The sequence below is a fragment of the Micromonospora sp. NPDC005413 genome (assembly GCF_040606435.1).
GTDB lineage: Bacteria > Actinomycetota > Actinomycetes > Mycobacteriales > Micromonosporaceae > Micromonospora.
On record NZ_JBEXEV010000010.1, the window covers coordinates 97,769 to 115,163 of the forward strand.

Below are 17,395 nucleotides of genomic sequence, written 5' to 3' on the forward strand. Positions count from 1 at the left end.
GGCTCCGTCAGGCCTCGCCGGGACCGGTCTCCGCCACGTCGAGCGCCGCCTGTGCCAGCCGCTGCCGCATCTCGGGGGACAACCGGGGTGACAGGGCCGCGCCCAGCGACCGGGGAGTCGGGTGTTCGAAGACCGTGCGTACGGAGACCCGCTCGCCGAGCAGCTCACCGACGGTCGTGGCGAGCTGCATCGCCAGCAGCGAGTAACCGCCTGCGGCGAAAAAGTCGTCGTCGTCGGTGAGGTCGTCGCGCTCCAGCAACTCCGCGAAGATCGCCCCCAACAGGTCCACCAGCGGATCGGCCGCCGGTTCCCCGCCGGTCGGGGCGGAACCGTCGGCCACCGAAGGGCCGTCGTGCAGCACCAGCTCGGGACGCTGGTGCGGCAACAGCCTCTTTCGCAGGTGTTCGACCAGCCCTCGCCGGTCGGTCGACGGGTCGAGGACGACCTCCGCGCGCACGACGCGCGCCCCCTCCGGCCCGGTCACCGTGACCTGACTGTCGCGGAGCCCGGCGAAGCCGGCCAGTTCCCGGCGCACCAGGCCCAGGTCGACGCGGGCCCCACGGACCCAGACCTCCTCGTCCATTCGGCAGACCGGCTCCAGCCGGCCGTCCCGCCGCCGTCGGGCCAGCTCCCCGGTGGGCGTGAGGCTGCCGTCCGGCCCCCGCTCGTGCAGGGCGCCGACCACGTTCGGCGGGACCGGCTGGCCGTGGCCGTCGAGGACCAGCCGGTCGTCCGCCGGGGCGTCCGCGCCGGCCAGTGGCAGCGTGGCCACGGGGCGGTCCGGGTCGGCAAGCACCGCGTCGAGCAGCCCCAGCCACGAGTCGGCGATGAGCCGCACGGTCTCCTCGTCGAACAGGTCGCTGCGGTACGAGAAGACACCGGTGATCTCCTCGGGGCCACCGGTCAGGAAGAGCCCCAGGTCGAACTTGGCGGTGGTGAGGGTGACCGGCCACTCGGTGACTTCCAGGCCGGGCAGCCCGGCGGCGTCCCGGGCGGGGTCGTCCACCGTGAAGGCGGCCTGGAACAGCGGGTTCTGCAGCGGGTGGCGGGGCGGGGCGACCTCCTCGACGATCCGCTCGAAGGGCAGGTCCTGATGCGCGTACGCGTCGAGGGCGACGTCCCGTACCCGGTCGAGCAACTGGGCGAAGGTCAGTTCGCCGTCCACGTCGACCCGCATCGGCAGCATGTTCACGAAGAAGCCGATGAGCCGTTCCACCTCGACCCGGGTGCGGTTCGCCGACGGCACGCCGACCACCAGGTCCCGCTGCCCGGTGAAGCGGTGCAGCAGCACGTGGTACGTGGCGAGCAGGGTCATGAAGACGGTCGCCTGGTGCCGCCGGCCCAGCCGGACCAGCCCGTCCGCCGTCTCCGCAGCCACGGTCACCGGCACGAAGCCACCGGCGTAGCCGGTGAGGTCGCCGTGCGGCCGGTCGACGGGCAGGTCGACGACGGCCGGTGCGTCGGCCAGCGCCGCCCGCCAGTACCGGGCCTGCGCCGCACCCAGCTCACCGTCGAGCAAGGCGCGCTGCCAGATCGCGTAGTCCGCGTACTGGACCGGCAACGCCGGCAGCTCGGCCGGCTCGCCGCGCAGCGCGGCGGCGTACGCGGTGGACAGCTCGTCCAGCAGGACGTGCCCGGACCAGCCGTCGGTGGCGATGTGGTGCGCGGTGACCAGCAGGACGTGCTCGTCCTCGGCGAGACGCAGCAGCCCGGCCCGTACCGGCGGCGCCGCGAAGAGGTCGAACGGTCGGTGCGCGTCCTCCTCGACGTGTCGCCGTGCCGCCTCCTCCCGCGCGTCGACGGGCAGGCCGGCGAGGTCGACGACCTCCAACGGCTGCGACCGCGCAGCGGTGACCTGCTGCTGCACCTGACCGTCGACGGAGACCAGCACGGTACGCAGGACGTCGTGCCGGGCGAGCACCGTGTCCCAGGCGCTCTGCAACGCCGGGAGGGAGAGCTCGCCGCGCAGCCGTAGCACCGTCGGCACCAGGTAGGTAGCGCCCTGCGGGTCCAGGTGCTCGTGGAACCAGAGCTGCTGCTGGGCGAAGGAGAGCGGGTACGGCCGGGCCGTGACCCGCTCACCGGCGGTGATCGGCGGAGCGGTGGGCATGCTCGCCCGCTCCCGCCGTACCCGGTCGATCTCGGCGGCGAGGGTGGCCACGGTCGGCGCGTGGTAGATCGACCGCACCGGCAGTTCGAGGTTCCAGCCCTGTCGGACCCGGGCGACGATCTGGGTCATCAGCAGGGAGCCGCCGCCGAGGGCGAAGAAACTGTCGTCGACCCCGACTTCGGTCACCCCCAGCACGTCGCACCAGACGGCGACGAGCATGTCCTCGGTCTGGCTGAGCGGCCGGCGCTGCGTCGGGGCGGTCTGCTCCGCCGGATCGGGCAGGGCCCGCCGGTTGAGCTTGCCGTTGGCGTTGAGCGGGAACTCGTCCAGCGTGATCACGACGGACGGCACCATGTAACCCGGCAGGGTGCCACGCAGGTGGTCCCGCAGCGCCTCGGCGTGGGACCGCGTGCCGGCGCGGAACGTCGCGTAGCCGATGAGCCGGGCGTGCCCGGCCGTGCCGTGGTGCACCAGCACGACGGCCTGGTCGACCGCCGGGTGTGCCCGCAGCGCCGACTCGATCTCACCCAGCTCGATGCGGTACCCGTTGACCTTGACCTGGTTGTCGGCCCGCCCGATGATCTCCAGGATCCCGTCCGGGCGGTAGCAGGCTAGGTCGCCGGAGCGGTACAGGCGGGAGCCGGGGATCCCGCTGAACGGGTCGGGCAGGAACCGTTCGGCGGTCAGGTCCGGGCGCCGGTGGTAGCCCCGGCCCACGCCGTCGCCGCCCACGTACAGCTCCCCGGCGACGCCGATCGGGCAGGGCTCGAACCGGTCGTTGAGGACGTAGATCTGGGTGCGGTCCGCCGGCCGGCCGATGGGAACGATGCCGGTGAGGTCGTCGCCGACCTCCTCACCGTCGAGAGTGGTGTTGTCGATCGACGTCTCGCTGAGGCCGTACGCCGCGATGATCTTCGTGTCCGGGCGGCACAGCCGTCGGGCCCGCAGGTAGTCACCGGCGTACCAGATGTCGCTGCCGGCGATGAGCAGGTCGAGGAAGTCCATCCGGCCGCCCACCGACTCCACGTGGTCGACCAGCGCGGCGAGGATCGGCGTGATGAACTCGGCGCTGTTGACCTGCTCGCGAAGCATCAGCGCGTACAGCCGGTCGGGTGCCATCACCACGTCGTGCGGGCAGACCACCAGCGTGGCCCCGGTGAAGAGGGCACGGGTCGCGTCGGCGATGAAGATGTCGAACGCGTAGCTGGTCATCTGGAGGTGGACCCGCATCGGGGTCTGGGTCAGGTAGCGCTCCCGCCAGAACGTCACGTAGTGGACGTAGTTGGCGTGGGTCAGCATCGCGCACTTCGGCACGCCGCTGGAGCCCGAGGTGTAGAACATGCAGGACAGGTTGTCCGGCGTGGTGGCGGTGGGCGGTTTGGTGGTCGGGCACTCGTCGATCAGCCCCGCGTCCCGGTCCAGGCAGAGCTGCCCGGCCGCGCTGGCCGGCAGCGTGTCGCGGACCGTCTCGTCCACGATCAGCACGTCGACCCGGGAGTCGGCAAGCATGAAGGCGAGCCGCTCGGCGGGGTAGCCGGGGTCGAGCGGCACGTAGACGCCGCCGCTCTTGAGCACCCCGAGGAACGCCACGATGGTGCCGGCGGTGCGTTCCATGCAGACGCCGACGCTCGTCTCGGCCCGCACCCCGCGACGCTGCAACGCGTGCGCCAACTGGTTGGCCCGCCGGTCGAGCTGGGCGTAGGTCAGGCGATCCTCGCCGGCCACCACCGCTACGGCGTCCGGCGTCGCGGCGGCCTGAGCCTCGAACAGCTCGTGCATGGACACGGCGGGCGGAGCCGCGGTGTCGGTGGCGTTCCACTCGCCGAGCATCAGCGCCCGCTCGTCGGACGTCAGCATGCCGAGGTCGTCGATCCGCCGGTCCGGCGCGGCGACCGCCTCGCCGAGCAGTTGACGCCAGTGACCGACCAACCGCGCCGCGGTCGCCTCGTCGAACAGGTCGGTGCAGTACTCCGCCTCCACCCGCAGCCCGTTCGAGGTGCGAAGGACATCGAGGCTGAACTCGAACTTGGCGGTGGTCCGCGGGTCGTCCAGGGCCTCCACCTGCAGACCGGAGAGCTCCGGGGTGCCGAGAACGTCGTCGCCCAGCAGGCCGAAGGAGACCTGCGCCAGCGGGGAGTAGCTGGCATCGCGCTCCGGCCGCACCGCCTTCACGATCTGATCGAACTGCACCTCGCCGTTCTCGATGGCCCCCGACAGCCGGTCCGACACCCGGTCGAGCAGCTGCCGGAACGTCCGGCCCTGCTCCGCGTCGATCCGGACCGGAACGGTGTTGATGAAGCAGCCGATCAGGGCATCGTCGGCGGCGTCCTGCCGCCCGAGCAGCGGCACGCTGACCGCGAAGTCCTGCTGGCCGCTGTGCCGGGCCAGCACCGCACCGAAACCGGCGAGCATCGTGGCGAACAGCGAGACCCCCTCGGCCTCGCTGAAGGCGACCAACCGCTCCTCGAACGACCGGTCGAGGTCGACCCGGAGACAGGCGCCCCGGTGGGACTGGACGGCCGGGCGCGGCTGCGTCGTGGGCAGTTGCAGCCGGCTCGGCGGCTCGGCGAAAGTCTCCCGCCAGTAGGTGACCTGGTCGGACAGATCGGCCGAACGCTGCCGGGCGGCGAAGTCCGCGTACCGGGCCGGCAGCGGCGACAGGGCCGGCGTGCTGCCCCGCGTGTACGCCTCGTAGCAGACGCGCAGCTCGTCGAGGAGCACGCCGCGGGAGCCACCGTCGAAGACGATGTGGTGGCAGACGACGACGAGGACGTGCTCGTCCTCGGCCAGGCGTGCCACGGCGACCCGGATCAGGGACCCGGACACCAGGTCGAAGGCCGCGCCGCACACCTCCTCGACCAGCGCGTCGAGCGCCTTCGTGCGGTCGTCGCCGGTGCGGTCGTCCAGCCGGGACAGCTCGACCAGGCCGGCGGGCACGGCGGGGGTGACCACCTGGACGGGCACGCCCTGCTCGTCGGGGAAGGCCGCCCGGAGCACGTCGTGCCGGCGGACGATCTCCCGGAAGCTCGCCTCCAGCGCCGACAGGTCAAGCGGGCCGCGCAGCCGGAAGAGCATCGGGATGTGATAGAGCGGCGTGCCGGGCTGGAGCCGGTCGACGAACCAGATCTGCTGCTGGGACAGGGACAGTGGCAGCTTCTCGATGGTGGCCCGGGCTCGCCGGGGCGTCGGCCGCGAGGCGGAGGAGGTGACGGTCATGACGATTCCTTCGACGACGTGGTTCGGGTCCGCGGTCACGCCGGGTCGGCGAAGGCCAGCAGCGCGCGCATGTTCCGGGCGACCACACCTCGGGTGCCGGGATACCTGCTCAGGTCCTGCATGGTGTCCATGCAGGACCGCCAGGACAGCGCCCGCAGGACGATGCCGGTGGGCCGGGCGCGTTCGAGCGCCGCCGTCAGCCGTTCGCGGGGGTGCAGGTCGGTCCAGGCGTCGAGGTAGGCCGCGGTGAGCAGGCCGAGGATGGACTCCCGCTGGGGATGGTCCTCCAGGGCCGGGTCCCGATGGACCATGGTGAGGGAGCTCAGCGGGTTGGCCAGGACGCTCTCCGCCCAGTCGAGCAGGACGACGCCGTCCTCCCGGACCAGGACACAGTCCCGCCAGAAGTCGGTGTTCTGCAGCACCTCGGGCAGGCCGAGCCCGGCGAGTTCGGCGCAGAGGTCGGCGAAGCGGGGTAGATAGCCGACCAGGCGGCGGTGTTCCTCCGGGGTGAGCGCGGTCGCGTCGTCCAGCAGCAGCACCCGGTGGTCGTCGGCCAGTTCGGCGAGCAGGTCCGGCAGAACGGACAGCCGGCGGTCGGGCACCCCCAACGCGGCCAACTCCCCCGCCGCCGGCACCAACGCACGTTGCAGGTGCGCGTAGCGGGTCACCGCGGCGGCGTACGTGTCCAGGTCGGCGAGGTCGTCGCCGATCAGCCGGTAGGGCCCGACGTCGTCGGTCAGCAGCCACCGCCGCTCGGGGTCGTGCGCCAGCACCGGGGGCACGATGCCGGGGGCGCGCCGGTGCAGCAGGTCCACCAGCGCCGGTTCGTGCTGGAAGGACGGCGTCGCCGCCTTGAACCAGACCGGGCCGCGGTCGGTGGGCAACCAGGTGGTGTACGAGTACGGCGAGCTGATGAACTGCTCCATCGGCCCGGTCGGGACGCGTCCCGCCGCGCGCGCCCCGTCGGTGATCCACTTCGCCGCGCCGGCCCGCCACTCGGCGTCGGCCCACGGCTGGGTCAGCAGCGGGTCGGCGCCGGGTGCCCGGCTGGCCGCCCAGTCGGACAGCACCTTCCGGTGTTCCGCGACCGTGAGAGAGAGGTCGGGCAGTTCCCCGGGCTCCACCCAGCGGGTGTCCGGGGACGGGACGTCGGCCCCGTCCCCGGAAGCCGTGGCCAGATATCCGTAGGCGAGGCCGTCGTGGGTCAGTTCCCAGGCCCGGCCGTCGATCTCCACCGCGACTCCGTACCGGTCGGCGAGGTCGGCGACCACCTGGTGGGCGATGCTGTCCGCGTGCGCCGGCAGGCTCCACCCCGACCCGTCGCGCACCAGCAACACCGCCGGGTGGGACCGCCGGGTCACCACCGAGTAGCTCTCTGGCGAACCGGTCATCGTGCGGTGTCCTCTCGGTCGGCCCCGATCAGGGCGGAGACATGGTCGGGTCGTGGATCGCGGCGGAATTCGGCCAGGGTGACCGGAACCTGGTGCCGGTCCCGCAGCGCGGTCACGAACCGCAGCGCCAGCAGCGAGTCGCCACCGGCGTCGAAGAAGGACTCGCCGTCCCGCGGCGGCCTGCCGAGCAGTTCGGTCCAGAGACGGGTGACCACCGCCGACACCGGGCCGGAGGCCCCGGCGGGCACCTCGTCGGCGGCTCTCGCCGACGGGGTGGAGCCGGTCGCGGCCGGTACCGCCGGCAGCGCGGTGCCCGGCCGGTCGACGAAGAGTTCCAGCACCTCCGCGTACCGCCGTGCCCAGGCCCGCACCGCCTCGTCCGACAACGCCCGCTCGTCGTACTGGAGGGTGAGGCGCAGTCCCGGCTCGTCCGGGAGCACGTCGATGTCGACCGCCAGGCGGAACGCGACGTCCACGGTCGCCTCCCGCTCGGCGACCACCCGAGACCGGCGCTGGTCGGTGGATCGCAGCGACGAGAAGTCCGTGAAGTTGAAGAACACGTCGAAGAGCCGGCCGACGCCCAGGTCCGATTCGATGTCGGCCAGGGGCAGGAGGTGATGGCCGATCAGGTCCCGCTCGACCTGCCAGGCTCGCCTGGCGTTGTCCAGCGGGCTCGCCGCGGCCAGCGGGATCCGGACCGGCAGGGTGTTGAGGAACAGCCCCAGGGTACGGTCCGCGCCGTCCTCGCCCGGGCGCACGCTGCACACCAGACCGGTCACCACGTCGTCGACATGGCTCGTCTCGCCGACCACCCGGGCGTGCGCGGCCAGCAGCACCGACTTCAGCGGCAGCGCGTGCCGGGCGGCGGCGTCCCGGAGCCGGGCGGTCAGGTCCGCGCCCAGCAGGACGGTGTGCCGTCCGGTCAGGCAGGGCATGTCGTCCGTGACGCGCGGCGCCGGTGTGAACCCGGCGAGCACCGTGCGCCAGTACCGCCGGGACTCCTGGTCCTCGCGCGACCGCCGTTCGAGTTCGACCAGGCGCCGGGGCGGCATGGGGGACGGACCCGCCGTCCGCCCGGCCGCGCCGCGCGCCTCGTCGTAGCGCTCCAGCAACTCTTCGAGGAGCAGGTGCAGGCTCCACCCGTCCAACGCGGCGTGGTGGTGCGAGACGATCAGCTCGAACGCCTGCTCGTCCAGGTCCAGCGCCCGGATCCGGAGCGGCGGCCCGGCGCACGGGTCGACGTCGTCCCCCCGTTCCTGGGTGAAGGCGGCCACGGTCCGGGCCTCGCGGTCCTCCGGCGGGAGCCCGCGCAGGTCCTCGTGGGCCAGCGGTACGACCGCGGTGGCGTACACCAGTTGGAGCGGCTCCCGGAAGCCGGCCAGGTCGAAGGTGGTCCGCAGCGCCGGGTGGGCGGCGACCAGGCCGTCGACCGCCCGGCGCAGCGCCGGCAGGTCCAGCGCCGCCGCCACCCGGTGGCCGGTGACCACGTGGTACGTGTGCCGCTCGGCGGTCAACCTGCTGTGGTAGAGCATCCCCAGCTGGAGGGCCGTCATCGGGTACGCGTCCCGCACGCCGTGGGGCAGCCGGGCCCGGTCCTCCTCGTCGATCAGCGACACCGACGCGCTGTCGACCACCGACTCGTCGCTGAACGTCAGCTCACCGTGCCGGACCAGCTCCCGGATCGTCTGGTGGCGGAAGACGTCACGCAGCGGGAAGCTCACCCCGCGCTTGGCGGCCGCGGCGCGAACCCGGATGCCGCGGATCGAGTCGGCCCCGATCTGGAAGACGTTGTCCTCCACCCCGATCCGGGGGATACCGAGGATCTCCTGCCAGACCTCGACCAGGATCTCCTCGGCCCGGTTCGCCGGAGCCGCGTACGGTCCGGCGGCGCCGGTGTCCGGTGCCGGCAGTGCCGCCCGGTCCAGCTTGCCGTTGCGGGTCAACGGGATGTGGTCGATGAGTTCCACCGAGTCGGGCACCAGGTGGGCGGGGAGCCGGTCGGCCAGCCAGTCGCGCAGCGCCGGGCCGGTGACCGCGTCGCCGCGGACCGCCGGCGCCGGGGTCACCGTGGCCCGGTACTGCGACCGGAAGGCGCAGAGGTTGTACCGGTCGGTGCCGGTGAGCAGGGTGTCCTGCTCCAACAGCACCTGGAACCCGTGGGACTCCAGGAGCTTGGTGATCTGGTCGCCCCGGCCCCGGGTGGGCCCGTCCGGGGCGTCGTGCACCTCCATCGCCACCTGCTGCACCAGCGCCCAGTGCCGGTCCTCGATCCCCAGCAGGACGTCCAGTTCGGCGCGCTGCACGTCGATCTTGAGCAGATCGATCCGGTCGATGCCCTGCTCGTCGATGACCTGGGACAGCGGTCGCAGTCGGCACCGCTGCTCGGTCGCGGCGAACCGGTCGTCCAACAGGTCGTCGAGGTTGTCCAGCAGGTCGGCGCCGCCCGTCGGGGCGCTGTCCCGCTCGTTGCTCAGGTACTGGCGTACCACCTGCTTCTCGGCGTCCGGATCGGCGTAGTCCCGCTGGCCGGACATCATGGAGTAGCCGGGGTAGTAGGTGAAGGTGGTCTCGCCCTCCCGGTCCGACAGGCCGTGGTCGAACAGGTGCACCTCGCCGCCGGCCGGCTCCAGGTTCTGACGCAGCGCGGCGAAGACCGGGGCCACCGGCTCGAAGGCGTACAGCCGCGCATCCGGCACCAGGGTGCGGACGAAGAGCGAGAAGACCCCGATGTTGGCGCCCACGTCGAGGACCACGGCGCCCGCCGGCAGGGTGACACCGCCACGCAGGTACGTCTCCTGGGTGAAGATCTCGTCGTACAGGTAGCGGGTCTCGTGCGGGTTGATCCCGACAAGCTGGTCCGGGTCGACCGCCCGGCTGCCCGGCACGGCGTACGCGACCAGGCGTCGCTGCGCGCCCTCGCCGTGCGTGGTGACGGCCGTTGCCCGGACGCCGGGATGCTGGCGCAGGGCGTGCGAGATCTCCGCCGGCTCGATCCGCAGCCCGCGCACCTTGATCTGATCGTCGATCCGCCCGAGGTAGTCGAGCCGACCGTCCGGCCGGAGCCGGACCAGGTCGCCGGTGCGGTACGCCCGGACCTGCTCGCCCGTCGGGCCGGTCAGGGTGACGAAGTGCCGGGCCGTCGCCGGCTCGTCGTGCAGGTAGCCGACGGCGAGTTGACCACCGGTCACCAGCAGTTCACCCGGCGCGCCGATCGGCAGTGGCCGGCCGGACGGGTCGGCGACGACGACCGCCACGCCGGGCAGCGGGCGGCCGATCGTCGGGCCCTCGTCCGAAGTGACGGTGGCCGTGGTGGTGTCCACCGTGCACTCGGTCGGGCCGTACAGGTTGACCGACCGGACGCCGTCGAGCGCCGCCAACTCCTGCCAGAGCGGGTCGTCGATCGCCTCGCCGCCGATCAGCAGCAACCCGGGCAGGGTGTCCCCCGGCCGGCGGGCGTCGAGCAGCAGCCTCAGGTGGGAGGGGGTGGCGTCGAGGACGTCCACCTCGTGCCGCGCCAGGTGGGTCAGGAGCCCGGCCGGGTCGTGCCGGACGTCCTCGGAGATCGGACAGAGGGTGTGCCCACCGGCGAGCTGGATCAGCTGCTTGATCGACGCGTCGAAGGTGGCCGGGGCGTTCACGCTGACCCGCAGCGACCGCTCCGACCCGCCGTACACCGCGTCGGCGAGGGCGTACCACAGGCGGGCGACCGCACCCTGCTCGACCAGCACCGGCCGGGGCGTACCGGTCGACCCCGAGGTGAAGATGACGTAGGCCGGGTCGGTGGGGCCGACCCGGGGAGCGGGTTCGACCGTGGCGGCCACGGTGACCCGCGGGACCGGGACCGCGGCGAAGCCGTCGGGCAGGGCGACAGCCCCGCCGACCACGGTCGTCGACCCCGCCAGCCGGAGGAGGTCGTGCAGCCGGGCGGTCGGCTGCTCGGGGTCCAGCGGCACGTAGGTCCCGCCCGCGCGCAGCACGCCGGCGAAGGCGACCACGGTGCGCCAGGTCCGGTCCACCAGAACCGCCACCCGGTCACCCGGTCGCACCCCGGCCCGGATCAGCGTGCCGGACAGCTCCTCGGCGCTGGCGTCGAGTTCGGCGTAGCTGAGCACGTCGTCGCCGTCGACGACGGCCGGTCGGCCCGGGTCCGCCCGACGGATGCCGTCGTTCACCAACTGCTGGAGCGTGGCCGCGGCGTCGGCGCGGTTGGCCGGCCCCGCGCCGAGGCGGGCGATCGCGGCCAGCTCCGCCGGACCGACGAGCTGCTCGTCGGAGTGGTCGCCGCCCATCGTCCGCAGCACCAGCGTGACCGCGTCGTGGAGCCAGCCGGGGTAGTCGCCGCCGGCCCGGGCCCACACCCGCAACTCGACCCCGCCGTCGGTCACCACGCAGTCGAGGTGCAGGGCGGCCAGCGGGGCCGGTGCGTCGACGGTGCTGTCGGCGTCGGAGGGCGCGGCAACGGTGGCGAAGCTCGCCGCGCAGACCGCCGGATCGGCCAGACCCGGCAGCGCCTCGGTGTCGAGGCTCTCCCCTACCGGCAGCGCGACGGCGACCGCCTCGTACCGGCCGAGCGGGCCAACCACCGTCCGGGTACCCGCCAGGTCCCGCCCGTCCCGGTAGCGTGCCACCACGATCCGCGCCGGGTCCGGGCCGACGTACCGTGCGAGGACGGTGACCCAGGCGTGCAGGACGAGGTCCTCCACGGTCGACTTCGCGTCGGTGGCGTGCTCGGCCAGCCGGGTCACGAGTTCCCGGTCCAGCGCCGCGGCCGCACTGGCCCCGGTCGCCGTGGCCGGCGGCAGTGCCGGGACGGTCAGCTGCGCGACCGGGCCGGCGCCGTTGGGCAGGTCCTGCTCCAGCTCCCACTCGGACACGTCGATGAACTGGAGCCGGTCCTCGTCGTCCGGCAGGTTGCCGCCCGCGAGTTGCACCGCCAGTTCCGTCCCGACGACGCGCAGGCTCTCCGGGTCCAGCGCGACGGGGTCGGCGTAAAGGGTGAGCGCGCCCTCCTCGTACACCGCCGCCACCGGCTGCTGACACCAGTCCCACCCGGCGTCGGGGGCGGACCGCGAGACCTGCGGCCGGTGCTCCTCCGGCACCTGCTGGAAGGGCTCGTGCCGCGCGTCGGCGGTGATCCGCAGGCGCAGCGCCTCGTGCCGGTCGCTCAGCAGGTCGAGCGCCTGCTGCACGTCGGCCTGCGTGGTGCCGGCCGGCAACGGGTACCGGCCCCGCAGCGGCGCCAGGTCCACTCCGGACCGGGCGTTCCACCACTGACGCTGCGCCGGGGAGAGCTGGTAGCTGTCGGCCGTCACTGGGCGGAACCTCGATTCACGTAAAGATCGGACATGGCGACGAGGATCCGGCGGTCGCCCTCGAAGGGCTCCCGGCCGTGGGTGGCGAGGAAGTTGTCGACGACCAGCACGTCCGAGGAACGCCAGGGGAAGCGGACGGAGTTGTCGCGGTACAGGTCGCCGATGAGGCGGACGACCTCGTCGTCGATCACCTCGCCGTCGCCGAAGTACGCGTTGCGGGGCAGGCCCGCCATGCCGTACTCGCTGAGCAGCGCCGACGACACGTCCGCCGGGAGGTTGGTGAGGTGGAACAGGTGAGTGTGGTTGAACCAGACCGTCTCGCCGGTGCGGGGGTGCACGGCGGTGGCCTGCCGTACGGCGGTGGTCCGCAGCCCGTCGCGGCCGATCCACTCCCACTCGGTGCCCGAGTCGCGGCAGTACGCCTCCACCTCGGCGCGGTCGGTGGTCTGGAACACCTGCTGCCACGGCAGGTCGAGTTCCTCGCTGTAGTTGCGCACGTAGCGCACGCCGTGCCGGAGGAACCGTTCCCTGATCTCGGCGGGGATCAGCGGGTACACGGTCCGCTCGCTGGCCAGCGGGGTGGCCCCCTGGCTACGGGAGGGCACGTCGCAGTAGAAGTAGAGCAGGCTGGGCCAGTTGTGCGAGTAGGACATCTCGTGGTGCAGCGGGATCCACTGGTCCGCCGCCATCTCGGTCGAGGTGAAGACCCCGGGCGCGACCTCGTCGCGGGGCGCCGCCCGTTCCAGGTAGTCCAGCAGGGTGGGGCTGATGCCCCGGGCGCAGGCGCCGAAGCCTTCCGGACCGGGCACGAGGAAGCCGCGGAACAGCACGGCGCCGAACCGGTCGAGGTCGGCCCGGATCTCGTCGCGGTGGCCGTCGATCCACCCGCGCAGGTCCAGGCCCGGCCCTGCGGCCTCCAGCACCAGCCCGAACTCCTCGGCCAGGGTGCTGCGCCGGACGGTGTCGGTGCCGCCCCGGGTACGGCGCCGGGGCCCGGCGCTCGGCGCGGTCACGAGCGACCCGCCACGGAGCGGTGCGCGTCGGTCATCGCGGCGAGGATGCGCCGAGGGCCGGTGTAGCTGTCCCGAGCGTGCGCCACCAGCATGTTCTCGACCACCAGCACGTCACCCCGCTGCCAGTCAAAGGAACGCGTCTCCGCCTCGTACGCCCGGTGCAGCTCGTCGAGGGTCTCCGGGCTGATCGGCGCGCCGTCGCCGTAGTAGGTGTGGTATGGGAGTTTCTCCTCCCCGAGGGAGTCCAGGAGGTCCTGGCCCACACCGGAGGGCATCGAGAGCACGTGGAAGAAGTGCGCGTGGTTGAACCAGGTGGCCTCGCCGGTCACCGGGTGCCGGTGCACGGCCGGCCGGGTCTGCGTGGTGCGCAGGCTACCGTCACCGGACCACTCGCACGTGATGCCGTCCCGGCCGCAGTGTTCCTCGACGACGGCCCGGTCGTCGGTCTGGAAGGCCTCCTGCCAGGAGAGGCTGATCCCGGGGATGTAGTTGCGGACGTACCGCACGCCCGTCTCCTCGAACCGGGCGCGGGTGACCGCGCTCAGCCGGGTCAGCACGCGCCGGCTGTCCACCAGCGGCGTGCGACCGCCGGTGTCCGGCGGGGTCTCGCAGAAGAAGGAGATCCGCATCGGCCAGTTGAGGGTGTACGACTGCTCGTTGTGCGGCAGGATCCGCTCGCTGGCCGGGTGCTCGGTCGAGGTGTAGACCCGGTTGCCGATCACCTCGCTGCGCGGCGACGAGCGCTCGCCGTAGCTGAGCACCTCGTCGGAGAGCGCGCCGATCGCGTCGTGGAACGCAGCCGCGTCGGGAACGGCGAAGCCTCGGAACAGCACCGCACCGGTCCGGCGCACCAGGTCGTCGACCGTGTCCCGGTTCGCGCCGATCCACCCGGCGAGGTCGGTCAGCGGTTGGCGACTGCGGACCAGAGCAGGCAGGCTACCCCCCTGCCAGTCCTCGCTGACGGACACGGCTTCCTGGCGGCGCTGCCGACGCGGGATCGGCGGTGCCGTCGATGCGTGGTCACCCATTTCTCTTCCTTCTTGCTAGTGGTCCCTGCGCCGATCGGGCGGCCTGGAGGTCCCCGATCGTCTGGTCTGGAGCCGCAGCGGCGGCCCCGAGCACGGTCACGAAACGCTGGTGCAGCCGGCCGATGGTGGTGGGCCGGAAGAGCCGGGTCGGGTAGGTCCACACCGCCTCGACGCCGTCCTCGCTGTCCTCCAGCCAGAGCGTGAGGTCGAGGCGGCTGTGTCCGGCGGTCACCTCGCGGCCGCGCAGCCGCAGCCCGTCCGCGGCGAAGGTGGGCACGGCCTCGGTCCGTACGCCGAACGCGACCTGCACGAGCGGGTTGCGCCCCTGGAGCCGGGGTGGCCGCAGGTGCTCGACCAGGCGGTCGAACGGCACGTCCTGGTGTCGGGTGGCGACCAGCGTGTTCTCCCGGACCGAGCCGAGCAGCTCGGTGAAGGTCGCGCCGCCGGTCAGGGGTACCCGTACCGGCAGGATGTTGACGAAGCAGCCGACGTGTTCCTCGTCCTCGGCGCTGGTCCGTCCGGCGAAGGCGGTGCCGACGAGCAGGTCGTCTCGACCGCACCAGGCCCCGAGGGTCACCCCGAACGCGCCCAGCCCGACCATGTAGAGGGTGGCCCCGTGCCGGCCGGCGCAGGCGCGGGCGGCGGCCACCAGGGCGGGGTCCAGCGCCTGACGGTGCTGCCGGCCGGGTGGCTCCGCCGCACCGGACGGCTCCGCGTCGACCGGCAGATCCAGCACGGTGGGTGCGCCACTCACCGCCGCCGCCAACCGCTCGGTCGCCACCGCCGCCCCGGCCCCCGCGCTCCACTCCCGGTGCCGACGCGCCGCCGCCAACGGGCCGGCGGGCGGTGGCCCGTCGGTGGCCGTGCCGGCGAGCAGCCGGCCGAGGTCGCGGACGAGCAGCCCGAGCGACCAGCCGTCGAAGACGATGTGGTGCAGGGTCAGGGCCAGGACCAGCGGCGTGCCGTCGCGGTGCACGACGTGCGCCCGCAACGCGCCGGGACGGTCGAGCGGCACCGGGCGGGTCGCGTCGGCCGCGGCGACGTCCCGGGCCCGTCGGGCCGGGTCCTCGCCGGGAGCGAGGCCGACGACCGACACGGTGAGGTCCGGCTCGCGGGCGACCCGTTGCACCGGGTGGCCGTCGGCGTCCACGACGAACGCGGTGCGCAAGGCGGCGTGCCGGGCGACCAGTGCGCGGAGCGCGTCGGTGAGTCGCTCGACCGACCGCACGCCGGTGACCTCCACCAGCACGCTGATCAGGTACGACGTGTCCTGCGGATCCAGCTCCTGCAGGAACCAGAGCCGGTGCTGCGCCGGGGTGAGCGGGCCGGCAGCCGGGTCCCCGTCGTGGTCGGTCGGGTCGGCGGCGTCCGGGGCGCTGTCGACGGCGTCGCGCAGCGCAGCCCGGGTGGGATTGTCGAACAGCAGGGTGTACGGGACCTGACGGCCGCAGATCCGTCTGATCTGCACGGCGAAGCGCACCGCTGAGAGGGAGTCGCCTCCACTGCTGAAAAAATCCGAGTCCGCCTCGGGTGTCGTCCCGATGAGATTCCGCCAGATCTCGGCCACCGCCGTACCGATCGCGTCGGGTGTGCCCGGGGTGGCGACCGTTTCCCACCGTGGGGCGGGCAGCGCCGCCCGGTCCACCTTGCCGCTCGGTGTGCGCGGCAGATCCTCCTGCCAGACGATCATCGTGGGGACGAATTGCGACGGAAGCGTGGCGCGCATGTGACGTAGCACCGCCGCGGTGTCGCCGGGGCCCCCCGGTCGCGCGACGACGTACCCCGCGAGACGGGTCTCCCCCGACGGCCCGGTCACCACGGTCGCCGCCGCCGCCCGCACGCCCGGCGCGAGGTGCAGCGCGGCGGAGACCTCGCCCAGCTCGACCCGGTAGCCGCGGACCTTGACCTGGTCGTCGGTGCGGCCGATGTAGTGCAGTGTGCCGTCCGGGTCCCGGCGGACCCGGTCACCGGTCCGGTACATCCGGGCGCCCGGCGTCGGCGAGTGGGGGTCGGGCAGGAAACCGGCGGCGGTCTCCCGGGGCCGACCCAGGTAGCACCTGGCCAGGCCGGCGCCGGCCAGGAACAGCTCGCCCTCCGCGCCGTCGGCCACCGGCCGCAGGTCCCCGTCCAGCACGTACGCCCAGGTGCCGGGCAGCGGCACACCGATCGGCGGTTCGCCGGTGTCGCCCGGGCCCAGCTCCGCCCAGGTGGAGTAGGTGGTGTCCTCGGAGGGGCCGTACAGGTTGCAGACCCGCCGAATCTGCGGGGTCCGCCACAGCGCGGCGGCCAGCGCCGCCGGGAACCGCTCGCCGGCGAGGCAGACCGTCCGCACGGACGCGGGCAGCGCGTTCGCGGCGAGCAGCTCGCTCATCGCCGACGGGACGGTGTTGACCAGACGCACCCCCACGTCCGGAGGCAGATCCACGAGTTCGAGCACGTTGTCGACCAGCACCAGCCGGCCACCGGCGGCGATGGTGCCGAAGATCTCGAAGACCGAGAGATCGAAGCAGACCGACGTGGCCGCCAGCACCCCGTCCAGATCGTCGGCGAACGTGTCCGCCGCCCAGGCCGCGAGCATGTGCGCCGACCGGTGTTCGATGGTCACGCCCTTGGGGCGTCCGGTGGAACCCGACGTGTAGATGAGATAGGCAACGTCCCGAGGCGATGGCTCCGGAGTCGGCACAGGTCCATGAAGGACAGTAAGGGATTCAAGGTCAGCGACGTCGATTGTCCGGAACTGATCGGAGAGAGTCGGCGCGGTCGCACTGTCGACAATGACAATCTGCGCACCCGAATCAGCCATCATTAAATCCAACCGCTCCGGCGGATAATCCGGATCCAGCGGCAGATATGAACAACCATTCTTCAGTACGCCGAAAAGTGCGCTGACGAGTTCCGGAGTTCTGCGTAGGCAGACGCCGACGACGACTCCGGGGCGCACCCCGGCCCGACCCAGACCGTGCGCCAGGCGGCTGGAGCGCTCCTCCAGCTCCCGGTAGCTGACCTGCATGCCTCGCCAGTGGACGGCTGGCGCGTCGGGAGTCCTCGCGGCCCAGTGCGGCAGGGCCGCGTGCAGCAACTCGGTGCCGGACGGAGTGACCGAGACCGACCCGGGCCGGCGGGACGGATGCCGTTCCCCGACCTCCCCGGCCACCGGGGTCAGCGGCGTCGACGGGCTCCGTGCGGACACGTCCAAGCGCATAAATCCCCCGTCCCCCGATGGTCTCCGCGCCCTGCGAGCGACCTGGACCTTAGTGGATGGTCAGTGCCTTGTCAGCTCCAGATTGGTCGGTCGGATCCACGGCAAAGCCAGGATTGGGCGGGC

6 protein-coding genes are annotated in these 17,395 nt (G+C 72.8%); all 6 read right to left on the reverse strand.

Going from position 1 to position 17,395, the window contains the following annotated elements:
- Positions 1 to 7 precede the first annotated feature (7 nt).
- From ABZS37_RS14375 to ABZS37_RS14400, 6 genes are read right to left on the reverse strand one after another with little or no spacing between them, the layout of a single operon-like run.
- Positions 8 to 5,326, reverse strand: coding sequence for an amino acid adenylation domain-containing protein (locus ABZS37_RS14375; RefSeq protein ID WP_355168927.1), 5,319 nt, complete (start codon positions 5,324 to 5,326; stop codon positions 8 to 10).
- Positions 5,327 to 5,361: 35 nt separating this feature from the next.
- Entirely contained in the window at positions 5,362 to 6,717 is a 1,356-nt protein-coding gene (locus tag ABZS37_RS14380; protein ID WP_355168929.1) for a hypothetical protein, read from the reverse strand.
- Positions 6,714 to 12,029, reverse strand: a complete 5,316-nt coding sequence (locus tag ABZS37_RS14385) for an amino acid adenylation domain-containing protein (protein ID WP_355168931.1) — start codon at positions 12,027 to 12,029, stop codon at positions 6,714 to 6,716. Before ABZS37_RS14385 ends, ABZS37_RS14380 begins: the two co-directional genes overlap by 4 nt.
- The gene (locus ABZS37_RS14390) at positions 12,026 to 13,042 is read right to left on the reverse strand and encodes a TauD/TfdA family dioxygenase (protein ID WP_355168933.1); all 1,017 of its coding nucleotides are present in this window, start codon (positions 13,040 to 13,042) and stop codon (positions 12,026 to 12,028) included. Before ABZS37_RS14390 ends, ABZS37_RS14385 begins: the two co-directional genes overlap by 4 nt.
- Complete coding sequence (locus ABZS37_RS14395; protein ID WP_355168935.1) at positions 13,039 to 14,070, reverse strand: TauD/TfdA family dioxygenase; 1,032 nt, start codon at positions 14,068 to 14,070, stop codon at positions 13,039 to 13,041. Before ABZS37_RS14395 ends, ABZS37_RS14390 begins: the two co-directional genes overlap by 4 nt.
- Complete coding sequence (locus ABZS37_RS14400; protein WP_355168937.1) at positions 14,063 to 17,260, reverse strand: amino acid adenylation domain-containing protein; 3,198 nt, start codon at positions 17,258 to 17,260, stop codon at positions 14,063 to 14,065. Before ABZS37_RS14400 ends, ABZS37_RS14395 begins: the two co-directional genes overlap by 8 nt.
- Positions 17,261 to 17,395 lie beyond the last annotated feature (135 nt).

Coding starts and splice junctions, on each gene's coding strand:
- ABZS37_RS14375 (WP_355168927.1), bottom strand. CDS start 5,326: ATGACCGTCACCTCCTCCGCCTCGCGGCCGACGCCCCGGCGAGCCCGG.
- ABZS37_RS14380 (WP_355168929.1), bottom strand. CDS start 6,717: ATGACCGGTTCGCCAGAGAGCTACTCGGTGGTGACCCGGCGGTCCCAC.
- ABZS37_RS14395 (WP_355168935.1), bottom strand. CDS start 14,070: ATGGGTGACCACGCATCGACGGCACCGCCGATCCCGCGTCGGCAGCGC.